Genomic DNA, 16858 nt, shown 5'->3' with positions numbered 1-16858 from the left:
TGGGAGCTGGTTGTCAGTAATCGGCGTTCATGGCCTTCAGCAGGCGAACGAAGGGAGCCTCGTAGGCGCGCAGCAGGCAGGCACCAAACAGGCAGCCGGTCAGGGTGATGGCCACGACGGCCATCGCCAGCCCGTTGGGCACATGCTTGACCGCGTCCGAGATCACACCGATGGCCATCGGCCCGAGCACGCTGAAGGGCAGGCCGCACATCACCAGCACGCCGACGATGCGAGAGCGCAGATGGGCCGGCGCGACCTGCTGCAGCACGTTCGGGAGCACGACGGAGCCGCAGATCAGCGGCACCACCAACAGGGCCAGCAGCACGAACACGTCGAACGACGAGCGCACGAAAAGCAGGCCGATCGAGACCAGCGCGGCGGCGCAGTAGCCCAGGGTCAGCACCCGCACAGCCGCCGCCGGACCGACGCGGCGGCGCGCCACGCGCATCGCGAGCACGCCCAGCGCGCCGCCGACCACGGTGCCCGCCATCACGGCCAGGCCAATGCCCTGGCCGAGCTCGGCCGGCTGGATGTTGAACTGGCGCGCCGCGACGATGGGGATCCAGCCGCCGACCGAGCTCAGCCCGACCGAGGCCAGGCCCGAGCCGATCACCAGGCCGGCCAGGGTGCGCCAATGGTCCCGCATGTAGTCGCGAAAGCTGATGCCGGTCTCGTCGTGGGCGGCGGTGGTGGTCGATGGAGAGGGATCATGGACGGCGGCCGCCGCGCCGCGCCCGCTGCGACCACTGCGGATGGTCAGCGCCAGTAGCGCCACCGGGATGCCGACCAGGGCCATCGCGAAGAAGGTCAGGCGCCAGGTCTCGTAGGCGTGCCAGTCGACCGACAGCAGGTGGCGCGAGTTCTCGACCGCCCGCACGATGCTGCCGCCCAGCACCGCGCCGAGGGCGCTACCAAAGACGGCCGAGATGCCGAAGATCGCATTCGCCAGCACGCGCTGGGCGCGCGGGAACAGGTCGGGGATCAGGCTGTGCGTGATCGGCCCCAGCCCCGCCTCGCCGACGCCCAGGCCGATCGAGGCGATGAACAGCATGCTGTAGTCCATCGCCGTGCCACGCAGCCCGGTCGCCGCGCTCCACAGCAGCACGCAGCCGGCCAGCACGAAGCGGCGGTCGAAGCGGTCGCTGAGCCAGCCCAGCGGCAGGGTGGCGAGGCCGGCGAACAGGATCAGCCCCGCGCCCTTCAGCATGCCGATCTGGGTGTCCGACAGCGACAGGGTATGGCGCATCGGCTCGGTCAGCAGGGTGATCAGCATGCCGTCGATCGAACCGAGCACGGTGGCGATCAGCAGCACCAGCAGCGCGTACCAGGAAGCGGCGCCGGCGCGCCGCTCCACCGGTGCGGATGTAGTAGGGGCGTGCGAGGAGGAAGCCGCCGGTTCGGCGGTCTGTGTCAGTAGAGCCATGATCAGAAGGGGACGTTGACGGCCACGCCGAGGGTGCGCGGTTCGACCACCACCGCGTTGCCGGCGGTCGCGGAGGTCACGGCGACCGCGGCCAGGCCACGGCTGTTGCTCAGGTTGCGCAGATAGGCGGAGAGCTTGAAGCGCTCGAAGTCAATGCCGGCCTGCAGGCCGTACACGGTGTAGCTCGGCAGCAGGTAGTTGATCGAGAGCGCGCTGTTGGGAAAGCCGGCATGGCGCTCGCCGACATGGCGCGCATTCACGCCCAGATAGGCCGGGCGGCCCACGAGCTCGAAGTTGTGCGTGGCGGACAGGGTGGCGGAGATGCGGGCGGTGTCGGGCAGGCGGTCGCCGGCATGGCCGCCCAGGCCATCTGCATCGGTGCGCAGCTTCGCATCGATCAGGGACAGCGAACCGTCGAAGCGCCAGGCCGCGCTCGGCTGCCAGCTCAGGGCCAGCTCGCCGCCGCGGACGCGCGCCTTGCCGGCATTGGTGAAGAAGCCGAAAAGCTCACCATCCCGCATCGTCTGCTGGATGTCGCTCCATTCGATGTCGTAGAGGGCGGCCTCGACCGTCAGCCGGCGCTCCAGCAGCACGGCCTTGTAGCCGGCCTCGTAGCTCCACAGGGAGTCGGACTTGAACATCGGCTTGACCGCCGGCGAGGTCGTCGGCAGCAGGCCGTTCGGCCCGCCGGGCCGGTAGCCGCTGGCGATGCGGGCGTAGAGCGAGCTCTGCGCATCGAGCTTGTAGCCGGCGGTGGCCAGCCAGGTGGTGGCGGTCTCCTCCGACTCGCCGCCATTGGAGGAGGTGCCGCCGGCCAGCAGGCCCGCGGAGGTGTTGGTGAAGCTCTGCTCCATGCGGCCGACGCGCACGCCGCCGGTCAACGCCAGCGCGGGCGTGGCATGCCAGGTCACATCGCCATAGAGCGCGAGGTCGTGATAGGTCGCGGGTTTCGTCGTCTCGTAGAGATTGAGCGTGCCGAGGCCGCTGCTGGTCATGTAGCCGAAGCCGCCGGCGACGCTGGAACGCTCGCGGTTGATGTAGAGACCGGCCAGCCATTCGATGTCGCGCGAGGCGCTCGAGGTCAAGCGGAACTCCTGACTGACGCGGTGCTGCTTGCCGCGGCTGTTGCCCCAGAACGCGGTGGCCGGCACGCCGAGCCGGTTCAGGATCGGCACATAGTAGGAGGAAGCATCGGTCACGCCATGCAGCTTCACGTCCTGCACCGAGGTGATGGCATTGAGCCGGGCCCAGCCCATGTTGTATTCGATGTCCATGCCCAGCAGCTGGGTGCGCGCGCTGCTGGGCTCGCGGGCGTCGAGCTTGCGCACCCGCTCGCCCAGCGGCGCCTTGCCGGTGACGAGATCCAGCTCTTCGTAGTCGTTGCCAACGCGCTTGGCTTCCTGCGAGGTGAAGGTCAGGCGCGCCGACAGGTGCCGGTTTGGCGTCAGCAGCGCCGAGATGCGTGCGCCGGTGGTGGTGCCGCGGTTGATGTTCTCCTCGACCACCCGCCCGACGGCGTCGTCATAGCCGCCGAAGCGCGTGGTGTAGGCGGCGAAGCGCAGCGCCGCCACATCGGTCTTCAGCGGCACATTGACCACGCCGTTGACCGTGTGGCCCATGCCGCCGTATTGGGTGGACGAGACCGCGAGCCGCGCACTGCCGGAGAACTCGGCGGTGTCGGGTTCGTTGGTCACATACTTGATCAGGCCGCCCATCGCGCCGGCACCGTACAGGGTGCCCTGCGGGCCGCGCAGTATCTCGATGTGGTGCAGGTCCAGCAGGCCCATGTCCAGCGGCGTGATCGCGCCCAGGCCATAGGGCGCGCTGGAGCCGGTAGCCACATCGTCGACATAGACGCCGACCGAGGCCGCGCCGACCGAGGCCGTCGCCAGGCCGCGGATGCTCAGCGCGCCGGAAAATGCGCCGCCATGCGTCAGCGTGACGCCAGGCTGATGAGCCACATAGTCGCCCAGCTCGCGGGCGCCGCTGCGCTCCAGCGCATCGGTCTGCAGCACGTCGACCTTCAGCGGCACCTCGCGCACTGGCTCGCGGCGACGCGAGGCGCTGACCATGACCGAGTCCAGGGTCGACACATCGGCGCGCGGCTTGGGATCCTCCGGCGGTGCGACGAACAGCACCATCGCGCCGCTCTCATCGCGCCTGACCTTCAGCCGCGTGCCTTCAATCAGGCGGGCCAGCGCCTGCTCGGGCGGCAGGCTGCCCTTCAGACCCTTGGTCGACAGGCCCTTGAGGTCGTCGACCTTGTAGAACAGCTGGACACCGGCCTGGGCGATGTACGCATCGAGCGCGGCCTTCAGGTCACCGGCGGCGACATCGAACTCGCGGTTCTGGGCCTGGGCCGCAGCGGCAACGGCCAGGGTACAGGCCAGGGCCAGACGGCGCAGGGTCCGGCCACGTACGCATTTCTTCATTGGGAATCCTTGGTTGGAAACGATGAACTGCTACCCAACAAAGACGGACGACTCGTCATCTTCCGGTAGCAATTCCTCCCCTCTCGGCGTAAACACCTAGGCCCTGCGCAGGGGCATACCGGAAACGGAACGCTCGCCCGTCTAGATAGAGGAGCGAGCGCTCGACAAGCTCGCTGCATCACCACCCTCCTCCGCCTCTCTCCACCGATCCGGTCCTCCACTCGATCACGCCATGACAAGCACCCACAGCTCCCCGCCTCCGACCGGCCTCGCGGCCATCGACGCCCTGCTTCAGCCCTTCAACCGCAGCGATGCGCCGGGCCTGGTCGTCGGCGTCGCACGCGCGGGCCAGACCCTCTACCGGCGCGGCGTCGGCCTCGCCAGCATTGAACAAGGTGTCGGCATGTCGCCGCGCACGCGTGTGCGCATTGCATCCACCAGCAAGCAGTTCACCTGCCTGGGCGTGCTGCTGCTGGCCGAGGACGGCCGGCTGGACATCGACGATCTGGTCTACCGGCACCTGCCCGAGCTGCCGGTGCTGCATCCGGCCGGGCCGACCCTGCGCCAGCTGATGCAGCACCTGGGCGGCTGGCGCACCGACCTGCCCACGGTCGCGCAGGGCATGGCCATCCTGCCCAAGGCGGACTGGAGCCAGCCGCTGCCCGATCCCAATCGCGAGCTCAACTTCGAGCCGGGCACGCGCATGATCTATTCGAACACCGGCTACCAGTTGCTGGCGCGCGTGATCGAACGCCTGAGCGGCCAGCGCTTCGAGGACTTCATGCGCGAGCGCATCTTCGCGCCGCTGGGCATGCACGACACCGAATCGGTGACCAGCGATCTCGACATCCGCCCCGGCATGGCGATGCAGTACCAGGCCCTGCCGGCCGCGGCCGGCGGCGGGCTGCAGCGCGGCATCTACCCCAGCGAGCTGCGCGGCAGCGGCTCGCTGGTCTCGACCATCGACGACATGCTGCGCTGGCTGGCCCATCTGCGCGGCCCGCACAAGACGGTCGGCAGCGCGGCCAGCTGGGCGCAGATGATCGAGCTGCCGCGGCTCTCGACCGGTCTGCGCCTGCCCTATGCGCTGGGCCTGATGCGCCACGACTATCGCGGCGTCGAGGTGATCCATCATGCGGGCGCGGTGATGGGCGCCACCTCGCAGATGATCACCGTGCCCGGGCATCAGCTGGACATCATGATCATGGTCAACGGCGCGCCCGTCTCGCCGGTGGCGCTGGGCTTCCAGATCATCGATGCGCTGCTCGGCGATGCCCTCGGCGCTGCGCCCGAGCATGTGCCGGCCGCGGCCCATGCGGCCCTGCTCGGCCGGCATTACCACGCCGCGGCGACCGGCGCGGTGTTCGGCTTCGAGGATGCGGGCGGCAAGCTCGCGCTCAACTGGCTGGGCAGCCGCGGCATGCCGCTGCGCAAGATGGGCAACGAGGCCCTGCTGCCCTGCGAGGACAGCGCGCTGAACCCGCTCGGCTTCGCGCTCGAGGAACTCGCCGGCGCGACCGCCCCCGAGATGCTGACCCTCAGCGACGGCGGCCATCTGCTGCGCTGCGCGCTGCTGCCCGAGCGGCCACCCAGCAGCGCCGCGCTGGCACCCGCGCTGGCCGGCCGCTACCGCGTGCCGGACCTGCAGACCGACGCCCAAGTCGAGATCGAGGGCGCGGGCGAGACCCAGCAGATCATCCTGCGCCTGCAGGGCGCCCATGGCCGCAGCGCCTATCGCCTGCAGCCGCTATCGTCGGAGGTGCTGCTGGCCCTGCCGGCCGATGCGCTGTTCGCGGGCATCGGCGGCGCCGGCATCATCAACATCGATCGCCAGGCTGGCCGTATCACCGGCCTGCGCCTGGACGCGCCGCGGCTGCGGCGCCTGCGTTTCATCCGCGAGGAGCCATCCGCATGAGCAACGATAAGAAGATGATGAAGATCTTTGCCGCCTTCCTGGCCACCGAGACCAATACCTATGCCGCGGCGCCGACCGGCTGGGGCAGCTTCGAGGAATACGGCATCTACCGCGGTGACGCCAGCACGCGCGACCCGCAGGGTCTGGGCGGCTCGATGGTCGAGCTGCGCCGGCTGCTGGCCGCCGAGGGCCATCGGCTGGTCGAGAGCCTCAGCGCCTTCGCGCAGCCGCTGGGCCGCACGGTGCGCGCGGTCTACGAGCGCCTGCGCGATGACATCCTGGATGACCTGCGTGCGGCCGGGCCGGTCGACGGTGTGATCCTGATCCTGCACGGCGCGATGGTGGCCGATGGCTACGACGATTGCGAGGGCGACCTGGCCGCCCGCGTGCGCGAGATCGTCGGGCCGACGGTGCCGATCGGCGTGGAGCTGGACCTGCATTGCCACTACACCGCGCTGATGCAACGCTCGGCCGACGCGATCATCGCCTACAAGGAATATCCGCATGTCGACGCGCTGCCGCGCTTGCAGGAGCTGCTGCGCATCGTGCTCGACACGGCGGCCGGCAAGCTGCGCCCGACCGCGGCGATGTTCGACTGCAAGATGGTGGGCCTGTGGCACACGACGCGCGAACCGATGGCCGGCTTCGTGCGCCGCATGCAGGAAGTCGAGCGCCAGCCCGGTGTGCTGTCGGTGTCGCTGGGCCATGGCTTTCCCTGGGGCGATGTGCCCGAGTCGGGCGCGCGGCTGTGGGTCATCACCGACAACGATCCGGCCTTGGCCGCGATCTTGGCGGAGCGGCTGGGCCGCGAGTTCTGGGCGCTGCGCGAGCAGACCGTGACGCCGATGCTGGACATCGAGACGGCGCTGGACCGCGCCGCGCGCATCGAGGGCGGGCCGGTCGTCATCGCCGACATCGCCGACAACGCCGGCGGCGGCGCGATGAGCGACAGCAGCTTCATCCTGCAGGCCCTGCTGGCGCGCGGCACGCAGGGTGCCGCGATCGGCGCCTTCTGGGATCTCGGCGCGATCCAGCTCTGCCGCGACGCCGGCGTCGGCGCGCGCATCGCGCTGCGCCTGGGCGGCAAATGCGGGCCGGCCTCGGGCATGCCGGTGGACCTGGAGGTCGTCGTCAAGGGCGTCGTCGACCAGCATGTGCAGATCGGCCTGAACTCGACCGACGAGATCGCGCCGCTGGGCCCCAGCGTCTGGGTGCAGGCGGCCAACGGGCTGGACATCGTATTGGTCAGCGTACGCAGCCAGACCTTCTCGCCGACGGTCTTCACCGGCCTGGGCATTGAGCTCGCCGCCAAGCGGCTGATCATCGTCAAGTCGACCCAGCATTTCCATGCCCAGTTCGCGCCGCTGGCCCGCGAGATCCTCTATGTGACGACGCCCGGCGCGATCGACATGGACTTCGCCCGCCTGCCCTACCAGGTGCGCGACCTCGACTACTGGCCGCGCGTCGCCGACCCGCATGGCTTCGCCGCCCGGGGCGAGGCCGGCACATGAGCCAGCGGCCCGAGATCGGCACGGCCGATTGCCTGGTCGTCGGCGGCGGCATCGCTGGCGCCTCGGTGGCGCGCTGGCTGGCACCGCATGCGCGCACCCTGGTGCTGGAGCGCGAGAACCAGCCCGGCTATCACGCCACCGGCCGCTCGGCCGCGCTGTTCATGGAGAGCTACGGCAATGCCCAGGTGCGCGCGCTGACGCGCGCCAGCCGCGCCTTCTTCGAGCAGCCGCCACCCGGCTATTCGGAGCATCCGCTGCTGACGCCGCGCGGCGCCCTCTTCGTCGCCACGGCGGCGCAGCGCGAGCCCTACGAGCGGCACTGGGAAGTGCTGCGCGGCATCACCCCGAACGCGCACCGGCTCTCGGTCGACGCGGCCTGCGAGATGGTGCCGGTGCTGCGGCGCGAACTGCTGCTCGGCGCGATCCACGAGCCCGAGGCGGTCGACATGGATGTGCATGCGCTGCATCAGGGTTTCCTGCGCGAGCTGCGCCGCGCCGGTGGCGGCCTGGTCTGCGATGCCGAGGTCACGGCGATCGAGCGCCAGGGCGCCGACTGGCGCGTGCATGCCGGCGGGCGGGTCTACCAGGCGCCAGTCGTGATCAACGCGGCCGGGGCCTGGGCCGACGAGATCGCGCGGCTGGCCGGCGTGCGGCCCATCGGCCTGGAGCCGCGGCGCCGCTCCGCCTTCATGTTCGCGCCGCCGGCCGGCATCGACAGCCATGCCTGGCCGCTGGTGTTCGGAGCCGATGAGGACTGGTACTTCAAACCCGATGCCGGCGCGCTGCTGGGCTCGCCGGCCAACGCCGACCCGGTGGCACCGCACGACGTGCAGCCCGAGGAGCTGGACATCGCGCTGGCGATCCACCGCATCGAGGAGATGACGACCCTGGCCATCCGCCGGCCCAGTCATACCTGGGCGGGGCTGCGCTCCTTCGTCGCCGACGGCGGCCTGGTCGGCGGCTTCGATACCGAGGCGCCCGGCTTCTTCTGGCTCGCGGGCCAGGGCGGCTACGGCATCCAGACCTGCGCCGCGATGGGCGAGGCCTGCGCGGCCCTGGCGCGCGGCCGGCCGCTGCCGCAGCGGCTGGTGGACTTCGGGCTCAGCGCGGCGATGCTGTCGCCGGTGCGCTTGGTGCGAACGGGAAGCTCCTAGCGAACGCAGGAAAGGAAAAGGCTCGTTGTTCATTGACTTGTGGGTCTTGATGAGCCCTACGCAGAGCCGGGTGGCGCCGGGACGCGGGCATGCGCATTTGCTCCGTGTCCCCCGGGCCGCTTTGCGGCCCTCCTCCTCGACCTGCGCAATTGCGCATGCCCGCATCCCGGCTTCTCCACCGCAAGTGGCTCGCGAAGAAAACCAGACGCAACGCCAAGCAGGAGGGTGGGCGGGCCTGATGCGGAGGTCGAGGAGGAGGCCGCGAAGCGGCCGGGGGACACGTAGCAGCAGGCCTGCCCGCCCTCCTGCGCTCAGACCTTCACCATCTCACAGCGTCATCAATTAGACGCACAAAGAGCCAACGAAAAGGGCCCCGCATGGGGCCCTCTCTCTTGCGCGACGCCGGCTCGCCGGAGCGAACCGGCCGCTGTCAGTTCAGCGGCTTCGCGCGCAGCAGCGGTGCCTGCGCCGGCGCGGCGGCGCTAGCGTCGATGAACACCGTGGTCGTGCCCAACACGGCGCTGGCCGCAGTCTCGCGGTACTCGACCACACCGAGGTGGCGGTTGCCCGCCGCGACGTTCCACGACAGACCCACCGAAGCGGTGCCGCCGGCCGTCGCGGTGGACGGGCCGAAGGCCTTCAGGCTGGCCGGCGTTGTGACGGCCGGCACCACCCACAGGTTGATCGTGAAGTTGGAAGCTCCGGCAACCGGGGCGTTGTAGCCGTCGGCGCAGACCTGGTAGTTCGCATCCGCCGTCGGGTTGTTGAGGATGACCAGCTCCTCGGAGGTCACCCCGCCGCTGGAGCCGACCTCAGCGCCGGCGCGCAGCACCCGCAGGTCGATGTCCCGCGCACCGCCGCCGCCGGTCTCGCTGTCGAACAGCTGCGCGCGCAGCTGCTTGGCGCCCGCCGGCACCGCGAACGGGAAGCACACCGACTGGTTCTGCGCCACGTTACCGGCCAGCCGGGTCGCCGCCACCATGCCACTGGCCTGGATGTTGAACGTTCCGTTGTAGCCGGTTGCCACCGTGAAGACCTTGGTACCGACGGGCCGCGTGTCGGTCACGCTGGCGCTGCCGACGAAGGTCAGCGGCCGCACCGTCACCGGGCTGCGCAGGTTGACGCCGTCGTCGCCGACGAACACGACCTCACCGAAGACCCAGGTGGCCGTGGCCGCCGTGGTGCGCGTCAGCTGGACCGTGAAGGTCTGCGTGGCGCCCGGAGCGATCACGAAGTTGGCCGGAGTAACGACGGTACTGAAGCCCGGCACGCTGGCGCTGGCCGTGTAGGTGCGCGGTGACGTGCCCTTGTTGGTCAGCCGGCGCGTGAAGGTCTGGATGCCGATGACGTTGCTCGCGGTCATCGAGGCCAGGTTCAGCGCCGTGCCGCTCAAGGCGCCGTTGCGATAGGCCAGATGATCGGCGTTCGTCTGGTCGAACACGACCTTGGTCGCCAACGCCTGGTTCGGGTTGATGTGGCCCGCGCCGAAGCCCCAGCGGTTGGCGTCGATCGCGCCGTTGGCCAGCTTCACGTTCTGCAAGGCGCTGGTCATGATCACCGACTTGATCGCATAGGGCGACCAGCCCGGATTGGCTTGCTTGAGCAAGGCGCCCAGGCCAGCCGAGTGCGGGCTCGCCATCGAGGTGCCGGAGATCATCTCGGCCCAGGGCGGAGGAATCAGCGTGCCGGCCGCGACGGCGTCGCGCTCGGCCTGCGTCAGATCGCGGTTCATATAGGCCGCGATGATGTCGGTGCCTGGGGCGGTGATATCGGGCTTAAGGATGTTCAGGTCGGCCAGGTTCGGGCCGCGCGACGAGGTCCCCGACATGACCGGCGAGACGACGCCGGCGACCTGGAAGCCGGCACCGAAGGCCGCCGTGCCGGTGGGCGACGAGGCCTCGGCGGTGACGGCGGCAAAGGCCGCCAGCGGCAGATGCACGGTGGGCAGCACGGCCGAGATCAGCGGCGTGGTGTTGGCCGACGCTGGCGTGTTCAGGATGATCACGCCGACGGCTCCGGCGGCCTTGGCATTGGCCACCTTGTTGACCAGCACATTGCCACCCCGGTCGCAGACCAGGATCTTGCCGCCGACCTTGGCCGGGTCGAGCAGCGCGGCCACGCCATCGGCAGCGCCGAGGCACAGCGCCTGGTTCGAGCCCTGGGCCGCCGGTGCACCGAAGCCAGAGTTGCGCGACCAGACCAGGGCTTGGGCCGACAGGCCGGTGCTCTGGAACGACGCGCCCTGCGCGGTGGCGCCGTTGCCGAGCGTGACGATCGCCTCGGTGTAGCGGTCGTGCGTCGAGTTGCCCACCGTCATCAGCCAGGGGCTGATGTGAGCCACCGTCGAGGCGCCGTTGACGTTGGAGTTGCCCGCCGAGGCCGACACGTAGACACCGGCGGCGGCGGCGGCGCGGAAGGCCGTCTGCAGCGCGTCGGCAAAGCTCGTCCGGCTACCGCCGATCGAGTAGTTGATGACATCGACCCCGTCGGCGACGGCCTGGTTGACGGCCGCCAGGGTGTCGGAGGGGTAGCAGCCCGTGTTCGGATCGTCCCGGCCGCCGGCCGCGGTGTAGCAGGCCTTGTACGAAGCGACGCGGGCACGCGGTGCGATGCCCGACATGCCGGAGACGGCGCTGGCGCCGCCGACCAGGGCCGAGACGCCCTCGTTGCCGCCCGAGGTGCTCAAGGTGTGCGAGCCGTGGCCGTCGCCGTCGCGCGGCGAATCGAGATACTCGAAGGCCCACGCGGAGTTGCCGTTGAAGCTCTTGTAGCCGGCGTTGAAGTAGCGGGCACCGATCAGCTTGTTGTTGCACATGCTGGGGGTGAAGCCGCTGCCGGCCTGGCAGGTGCCGGTCCACTTGGCCGGCGGCGGGCCGTAGACCACAGTGCCGGGCAGATGCGAAGACACCGGCTTGCCGGTGGCATCGACCTTGTCCGAGAACGACGGATCCTCGGGCCAGACGCCGGTGTCGACATGGCCGATGATGATGTCCTCGCCCTTCAGCGCGCGGCCGGTGCCGTCCAGCTTGGACCAGAGGCCATTGGGGCCGGTCAGGCCCAGATAGCTCGGCGTGTAGGTGGTGTCGAGCTTGCTCGGCTCGTCGGCGGTGATGGCCTTGACGCCCGGCGTCGCCAGCAGCTTCTGCAGCTCGACATCGCTCAGCTTGGCCGCGAAGCCGTTGAAGGCCACGCCATAGCGTTGATAGACCGTCGCAGCGGGGACGGCCGCCGTCACGCTGCCGGCCTTGCCGTTCAGGTAGGACAGATAGGCCACCACATGGCTGGCGTTGACGTTCAGCTTGGCGCCCGCGGCCGGACGCGTGGCCGCCAGGCCGCTGACGCTGCCTTCATAGGCGGCGGCCGGCGCATCGGCCAGCTCGACGATGTAACCCTTGCGGGGGGCGGACTGTGCGGCGGCCGACAAGGCGGCGGCGGCCAGCACAGAACCGATCACGACGTGATATCTGGTCATGGACTGATCCTCGTGGGTGGACTGGTCAGACGGATTGACGGCGGCGGGTGGCGGCCATCAGACCGATCGCGGCGAGCACCAGGCCGATCGTGCCGGGCTCGGGGACGCGCAGGTTGTCGATGCCGAACTGCGACAGCGACGCGTCGCGCACGCAACCGCCGAGGCCGTCGTACAGGCAGGCCGTCAGGGTCAGCGAGGTCACGGCGCTGCTGCCCAGCAGGTCGGTGTCGATCGAAAAGAAGCTCCAGACGCCATTGGCACCGGAGAGGCCGAAATCGAACTGGTCGGAGATGATCCCGGTCGCCGTCGTGGCGACGATCTGCAGCATGCCGGCGGCGGTTCCCGCCGCGATCGGCACCGGTGCGATGAAGGCCGCGTCGAGGCCCAGGAAGCGCCCACCGCCCAAGGCCAATGTGATGGCATCGTTGTTCAGCGCGGCCAGGAACTGGCCGGTGCTGTTGTCGGGCGCAATCGCACCATAGGCCAGGGCCGAATCGACGTTCGAGAAACCCTCGCCGGACGATGTCACCGTGATGCCGCCACTGACGATCGACGAACCGGAGAAGCCTTGCGGCAGGATGTCGTCAAAGGTGACGGGGCTGGCCTGAGTCGAGATGCTCGCACCGGCGCCCAGCGCCAGTGCAGCCAATGCGCGTTTCATCTTGATGCGGGTCATGGGCTTCCTCTCAATATGTGGCGATTGGATCCGTCCGGCATGCGCCGTCGGGCTTGGACACTACGCCGGGGCTGTTGTCGCCTCGATGTGGTAGCCAACTGTTGCCCGAGATTCGGTTTCGATGTTGCTCACCGCCCCCTGGATCAGGGAGATCGCTAACCCTAGGAGGGCGCGGCCGCGGGCCGTCTGCCTCGCGCTCATCGGGGTATCGCCCGCCTTGACGGTGCTCGTCTTGTCCCACTTTGAGACGACAGCGCGGGTCGGCATCGTGCCCGATCGGGCATACGGGATCGAGTCGAATCGATCGAATGTCGGGCCTGGGTCGCACCGCCGTCATTCGAGCCGCGGCTCGGCTCCGGATGGGCGGCGGCCCATGGCCGAGTGCTCCCGCACCAGCCATGACTGCGCCTTCCTTCCTGCTCCTACGTGCGAGCGGCCGGGTTCGCGCTCAACCCCAAAGCGCTGCCTCGGCCGCTTCCAGCATCGCGCCCTCGTAGCGCATCGCCGGCGCGCGATCCGCGCTCATCAGCATCGGGCCGTCGAGGTCCACATAGCTGCAGTCCTGCGCGATCAGATGGGCCGGTGCCATGGCCAACGAGGTGCCGCCCATATTGCCCACCATCAGCCCGAAACCCAGCGCCTTGGCCTCGCGGGCCAGGGCCAGCGCTTCGGTCAGGCCTCCGGACTTGTCGAGCTTGATGTTGACGTATTGGTAGCGGCCCACCAGCGCCGGCAGCGAGCTGCGGTCCACGCAGGACTCATCGGCGGCCAGCGGAATGGCGCAGACCAGCCCGTCGAGCTGGGCATCCGTGCCGCGCTCGACCGGCTGCTCGATCAGCTCGACGCCCTGGGCCTGCAGCTCGGGCAGGATGCGCTCCAGCAGCGCGCGGCTCCAGGCCTGGTTGGCATCGACGACCAGGCGCGCGGCCGGGTGCTCCTCGCGCGCGAAACGCACCATGTCGAGATGTCGGGTCGCATCGGCCTTCAGCTTGAGCATCGGCAGATGCCGCGCCGCGCGGATCTTGCGCCGCACATCGGCCTCGCTGCCCAGGCCGATCGTGTAGGCCGTCAGCACCGGCTCGACGCGCGCCAGCCCCGCCATCTGCCAGGCGCGCCGGCCGGCCTGCTTGGCGCGCAGGTCCCACAGCGCGCAGTCCAGCGCGTTGCGCGCCCCGCCGGGCGGCAGCCAGCTCATCAGCTCCGCGCTGCTCAGGTCGGCATGCAGGCGCGGCCGCAGCGCCTCGATCTGGGCCGTCATCGAAGCCTGCGTCTCGCCCTTGTAGGGCACGCCGGTGGCCTCGCCATAGCCGCTATGGCCGCGGCCATCGCCCAGGCGCACGACGAGGACCTTGATCTCGGTCATCACGCCGCGCGAGATCTCGAACGGTTCCTGCAAGGGCCAGCTCTCGCCGGTGAGCGTGCATTCAAGCGACATGATCGGAAAACTCCTGGTGGTGGTTGTGGTGGATCGCTTCGGCCAGCCGCTCGACGCCGCCGCCACGCATCGGGTCGACGACGGGCAGGCCCAGTTCGGCCTCGACGCGCGCGCGGTAGCTCAGCCATTCGTCCTCGCTCAGCGCGGACGAATTGATGCTCACGCCGACGCAGCGCACCGCCGCATTGGTCAGGCGCCCTGCCCGCAGATAGGCCTCGATCGCCTCGGCCAGCGGCGGCGTCGGAAAGTCGGGCAGGCTGGCGATATGCTGCCGGCCGGCGTGGTGGCACAGCACCAGCGCGTCGGGCTGCGAGCCATGCAGCAGGCCCAGGGTGACGCCGGCATAGGCGGGATGGAACAGCGAGCCCTGCCCCTCGATCACGTCCCAATGGTCGGGCTCGTTGTCCGGCGAGAGCTGCTCGGCCACGCCGGCGACGAAGTCGGACACCACCGCGTCGATCGCCACGCCGCTGCCCGAGATCATCACGCCGGTCTGGCCGGTGGCGCGAAAGCTCGCCGGCAGGCCGCGGGCCTGCAGCGCGCGGGTCAGCGCCAGCGCGGTGTACTTCTTGCCGAGCGCACAGTCGGTGCCGACGGTCAGCAGGCGCAGTCCCTTGCGCTTGCGGCCGGTGCCGGTCACGCGCGGCCAGGCGCCATGGCGCACATCGTGCAGCTGCACGCCGGCCGCGGCGGCGGCGGCGGCAAGCTCGGGGATGTCGCTCAGCCGCTGGTGCAGGCCGCTGACGATGTCCAGCCCCGCGCGCACCGCCTCCAGCAGGCTGGGCAGCCAATGCGCGGGCAGCCGGCCGCCGACCGGCGCGATGCCGATCAGCAGCGAGCCCGCGCCGGCCGCGGCCGCGGCGGCGATGCCCAGGGCCGGCTTGCCGGTGCTGACCCGGGCCTCGGGAAAAGCCAGTTCGCCCAGCACATCGTCGGGGCACCAGTCGACCACGCCGAGGGCGGTCTTGGCGTCGACGGCCGAGTCGACGTCGCCCAGGAAGATCAGATAGGGTTTGCGCAATACAAGCATGTCGGGAACATCCGAAAGAAGAAAAGGAAACCGGGAGCTCAATCGCCGCAGCGCTCGAAGGCCAGATGGCGGGTGCGCGGCGTGTCGAGGAAAAATCCGCTGACGCGGGCGGCCTCATGGCTAGCGCGCAGCACCGCATTGCCGCCTTGGGCCAGCGGCAGATCCAGGGCCTGGCAGCCGAACACCTCGGCCGACAGGGCCTGCAGCGCGAAGCGGTTGCCGCCATAGGCGGCGCGGATCTGCAGCAGCAGTCGCTCGCCGTCGGTCTCGATGCGCGCCTCGGCATCGAGATCGGCGCAGCGGTAGCGGCCGAGCAGCGACACGCCAGCCTGGGCCGGCGGGGTCGCGGGCAGCAGCTCGCAGCTTTCGCGGCGGCCGGAGACGATCAGGTCCAGCCATGGCGGCGGCACCTCGCCGGCCAGAGGCTCGGTCGGCAGCAAGAACTGCCCGATGCCGCCCTCCTCGAAGGGCTTGCACAGGTGCGCGCCCTGGTCGCGCAGCGGCATCGGGACGCCCTCCAGCAGGCTCAGACCGAGCGCATCGCCCCGGCCGGCGCGGGCGAAGCCGAACACCAGGCCGCTGTCGCGACCGCGGTAGCGCCGGCCCAGCAGCGGCGCAAAACGCTCGGCCGCGGCCAACGGCTGCGCGGCGCCGAGCTCCTGCTCGCCGAGCATCAGATCGACGATGCGCAGCGCCAGCTCGCGCGGGCTGCAGGGCGCGCCATTGCTGATGATCATGATGTCCAGTGCCCGGCTCGGCACGCTCAGCATCTGGCTGTTGCCGCCCATCACCGCGCCCGCATGGTGGATCACCTCGACACCGCGGTAGTCGTGCCGCATCAGGCCCAGGCCGTAGGGGCTGACATGGCCGTTGGCCAGCGTCGTCGGCGCCAGCATCTGCGCCCAGCTGGCCGCGCTGCCCACGATCTTCTGCGGCGCGCGCAGATGGGCCAGCCAGCGCAGCATGTCGTCGATCGTGGAGACCATCGCGCCCTCGCCGCGCAGCTCCTCGGTCGGGAAGATGCCGCGCCGCCAGCCGCCGCCCTCCGGCCTGGGCATGTGCAGGGTGGCGGTGCCCGGATGCAGCTCGAAATCGCTGGGCACCGAAGCGGTGTCGCGCAGGCCCAGCGGCGCGAAGATGCGCTGCTGCAGGAACCGCTCGAAGGGCTGGCCGGCCACCTCCTCGATCACCCTGGAGAGCAGCTGGTAGCCGCTGTTGCAATAGATCACCTCGGTGCCGGGCGCGAAGTTGGCCGCGCGCTGGCGCCGCTGCACGGCCCAGGCCACGCCGGCCGGCTTGATCGCCAGGCCCTCGGCGATGAAGCCGAGGTCGAGGTAGCAGCGGTAGCCGCTGGTATGGCTCATCAGCTGGCGCAGGCTCGGCTCCGGCCCCACCACGGGCAGCCCGGGCAGATAGCGGCGCACGCTGGCGTCGATGTCCAGCCGTCCCTCCTCGGCCAGCAGCAGCGCGGCCAGGCAGGTGAACTGCTTGCTGGTCGAGCCGATGCGCATGCGCGTCGAGGGCGTATTGGTCAGGCCCGACTCGACGCTGGCCAGGCCGAAGCCGCGGCGGTAGACGCAGCGGCCCTGCTGCGCCACGCCGACCACCAGGCCCGGCGCATCGCTGCGGCACCAGGGGGCGAACAGCGCATCCAGGGCGGCGAGGCGGGATCCGGAGGCATCGGGGGCTGGGGAGGTGGGCATGGAAGAAGAAAGCGTGGTTCTGCTGCCCTATCAAGACGGGGCAGGCGCGGATTTCCGCGCCACCCTCGGGTATCCACCTAGGCCATTCGGGCGCCCAGAAAATCTTT

10 protein-coding genes are annotated in these 16858 nt (G+C 70.1%); 3 read left to right on the top strand and 7 right to left on the bottom strand.

Annotated features, from left to right (window positions below; translation table 11 throughout):
• Nucleotides 1-13: 13 nt before the first annotated feature.
• Nucleotides 14-1354: an MFS transporter gene (locus G8A07_RS11395; protein ID WP_195797102.1), complete on the bottom strand. Its 1341-nt coding sequence runs from the start codon at nt 1352-1354 to the stop codon at nt 14-16.
• 71 nt (nt 1355-1425) lie between these two features.
• Complete coding sequence (locus G8A07_RS11390) at nt 1426-3855, bottom strand: TonB-dependent receptor (protein WP_195797101.1); 2430 nt, start codon at nt 3853-3855, stop codon at nt 1426-1428.
• Between the two features lie 232 nt (nt 3856-4087).
• Between G8A07_RS11390 and G8A07_RS11385 the strand changes: the two genes are divergently transcribed.
• From G8A07_RS11385 to G8A07_RS11375, 3 genes are read left to right on the top strand one after another with little or no spacing between them, the layout of a single operon-like run.
• Nucleotides 4088-5770, top strand: a complete 1683-nt coding sequence (locus tag G8A07_RS11385; protein ID WP_195797100.1) for a serine hydrolase — start codon at nt 4088-4090, stop codon at nt 5768-5770.
• On the top strand, nt 5767-7281 hold the full coding sequence (locus G8A07_RS11380; protein ID WP_249937304.1) for a M81 family metallopeptidase: 1515 nt from the start codon (nt 5767-5769) through the stop codon (nt 7279-7281). The genes G8A07_RS11385 and G8A07_RS11380 overlap by 4 nt, the downstream gene beginning before the upstream one ends.
• Nucleotides 7278-8435, top strand: coding sequence for an FAD-binding oxidoreductase (locus tag G8A07_RS11375; protein ID WP_305798653.1), 1158 nt, complete (start codon nt 7278-7280; stop codon nt 8433-8435). The genes G8A07_RS11380 and G8A07_RS11375 overlap by 4 nt, the downstream gene beginning before the upstream one ends.
• 430 nt (nt 8436-8865) lie before the next feature.
• On the opposite strand, the gene G8A07_RS11370 is transcribed toward G8A07_RS11375, so the two are convergent.
• The 5 genes from G8A07_RS11370 to G8A07_RS11350 all read right to left on the bottom strand — a co-directional run bounded on the left by G8A07_RS11370 (nt 8866) and on the right by G8A07_RS11350 (nt 16751).
• Nucleotides 8866-11907, bottom strand: a complete 3042-nt coding sequence (locus G8A07_RS11370; RefSeq protein WP_195797099.1) for a S8 family peptidase — start codon at nt 11905-11907, stop codon at nt 8866-8868.
• Nucleotides 11908-11932: 25 nt separating this feature from the next.
• Nucleotides 11933-12583 carry an NF038120 family PEP-CTERM protein gene (locus G8A07_RS11365; protein WP_195797098.1) on the bottom strand — a complete coding sequence of 217 codons (651 nt, stop codon included), beginning with the start codon at nt 12581-12583 and terminating at the stop codon, nt 11933-11935.
• Nucleotides 12584-13031: 448 nt separating this feature from the next.
• On the bottom strand, nt 13032-14018 hold the full coding sequence (dgcA, locus tag G8A07_RS11360; protein WP_195797097.1) for an N-acetyl-D-Glu racemase DgcA: 987 nt from the start codon (nt 14016-14018) through the stop codon (nt 13032-13034).
• Nucleotides 14008-15048 carry a DUF1611 domain-containing protein gene (locus G8A07_RS11355; protein ID WP_195797096.1) on the bottom strand — a complete coding sequence of 347 codons (1041 nt, stop codon included), beginning with the start codon at nt 15046-15048 and terminating at the stop codon, nt 14008-14010. Before G8A07_RS11355 ends, dgcA begins: the two co-directional genes overlap by 11 nt.
• Before the next feature lie 38 nt (nt 15049-15086).
• Complete coding sequence (locus G8A07_RS11350; protein WP_195797095.1) at nt 15087-16751, bottom strand: serine hydrolase; 1665 nt, start codon at nt 16749-16751, stop codon at nt 15087-15089.
• Nucleotides 16752-16858 lie beyond the last annotated feature (107 nt).

The organism is Roseateles sp. DAIF2 (genome assembly GCF_015624425.1).
Lineage (GTDB): Bacteria > Pseudomonadota > Gammaproteobacteria > Burkholderiales > Burkholderiaceae_C > Kinneretia.
Note: the sequence above shows the minus strand (reverse complement) of the source record. Positions and strands in the feature narration are given on the sequence as shown.

What these genes read in the sequence shown, in the direction of transcription:
- G8A07_RS11390 (WP_195797101.1), bottom strand. Translation starts at nt 3,855, where the DNA reads ATGAAGAAATGCGTACGTGGCCGGACCCTGCGCCGTCTGGCCCTGGCC.
- G8A07_RS11385 (WP_195797100.1), top strand. Translation starts at nt 4,088, where the DNA reads ATGACAAGCACCCACAGCTCCCCGCCTCCGACCGGCCTCGCGGCCATC.
- G8A07_RS11380 (WP_249937304.1), top strand. Translation starts at nt 5,767, where the DNA reads ATGAGCAACGATAAGAAGATGATGAAGATCTTTGCCGCCTTCCTGGCC.
- G8A07_RS11375 (WP_305798653.1), top strand. Translation starts at nt 7,278, where the DNA reads ATGAGCCAGCGGCCCGAGATCGGCACGGCCGATTGCCTGGTCGTCGGC.
- G8A07_RS11370 (WP_195797099.1), bottom strand. Translation starts at nt 11,907, where the DNA reads ATGACCAGATATCACGTCGTGATCGGTTCTGTGCTGGCCGCCGCCGCC.
- G8A07_RS11365 (WP_195797098.1), bottom strand. Translation starts at nt 12,583, where the DNA reads ATGACCCGCATCAAGATGAAACGCGCATTGGCTGCACTGGCGCTGGGC.
- dgcA (WP_195797097.1), bottom strand. Translation starts at nt 14,018, where the DNA reads ATGTCGCTTGAATGCACGCTCACCGGCGAGAGCTGGCCCTTGCAGGAA.
- G8A07_RS11355 (WP_195797096.1), bottom strand. Translation starts at nt 15,048, where the DNA reads ATGCTTGTATTGCGCAAACCCTATCTGATCTTCCTGGGCGACGTCGAC.
- G8A07_RS11350 (WP_195797095.1), bottom strand. Translation starts at nt 16,751, where the DNA reads ATGCCCACCTCCCCAGCCCCCGATGCCTCCGGATCCCGCCTCGCCGCC.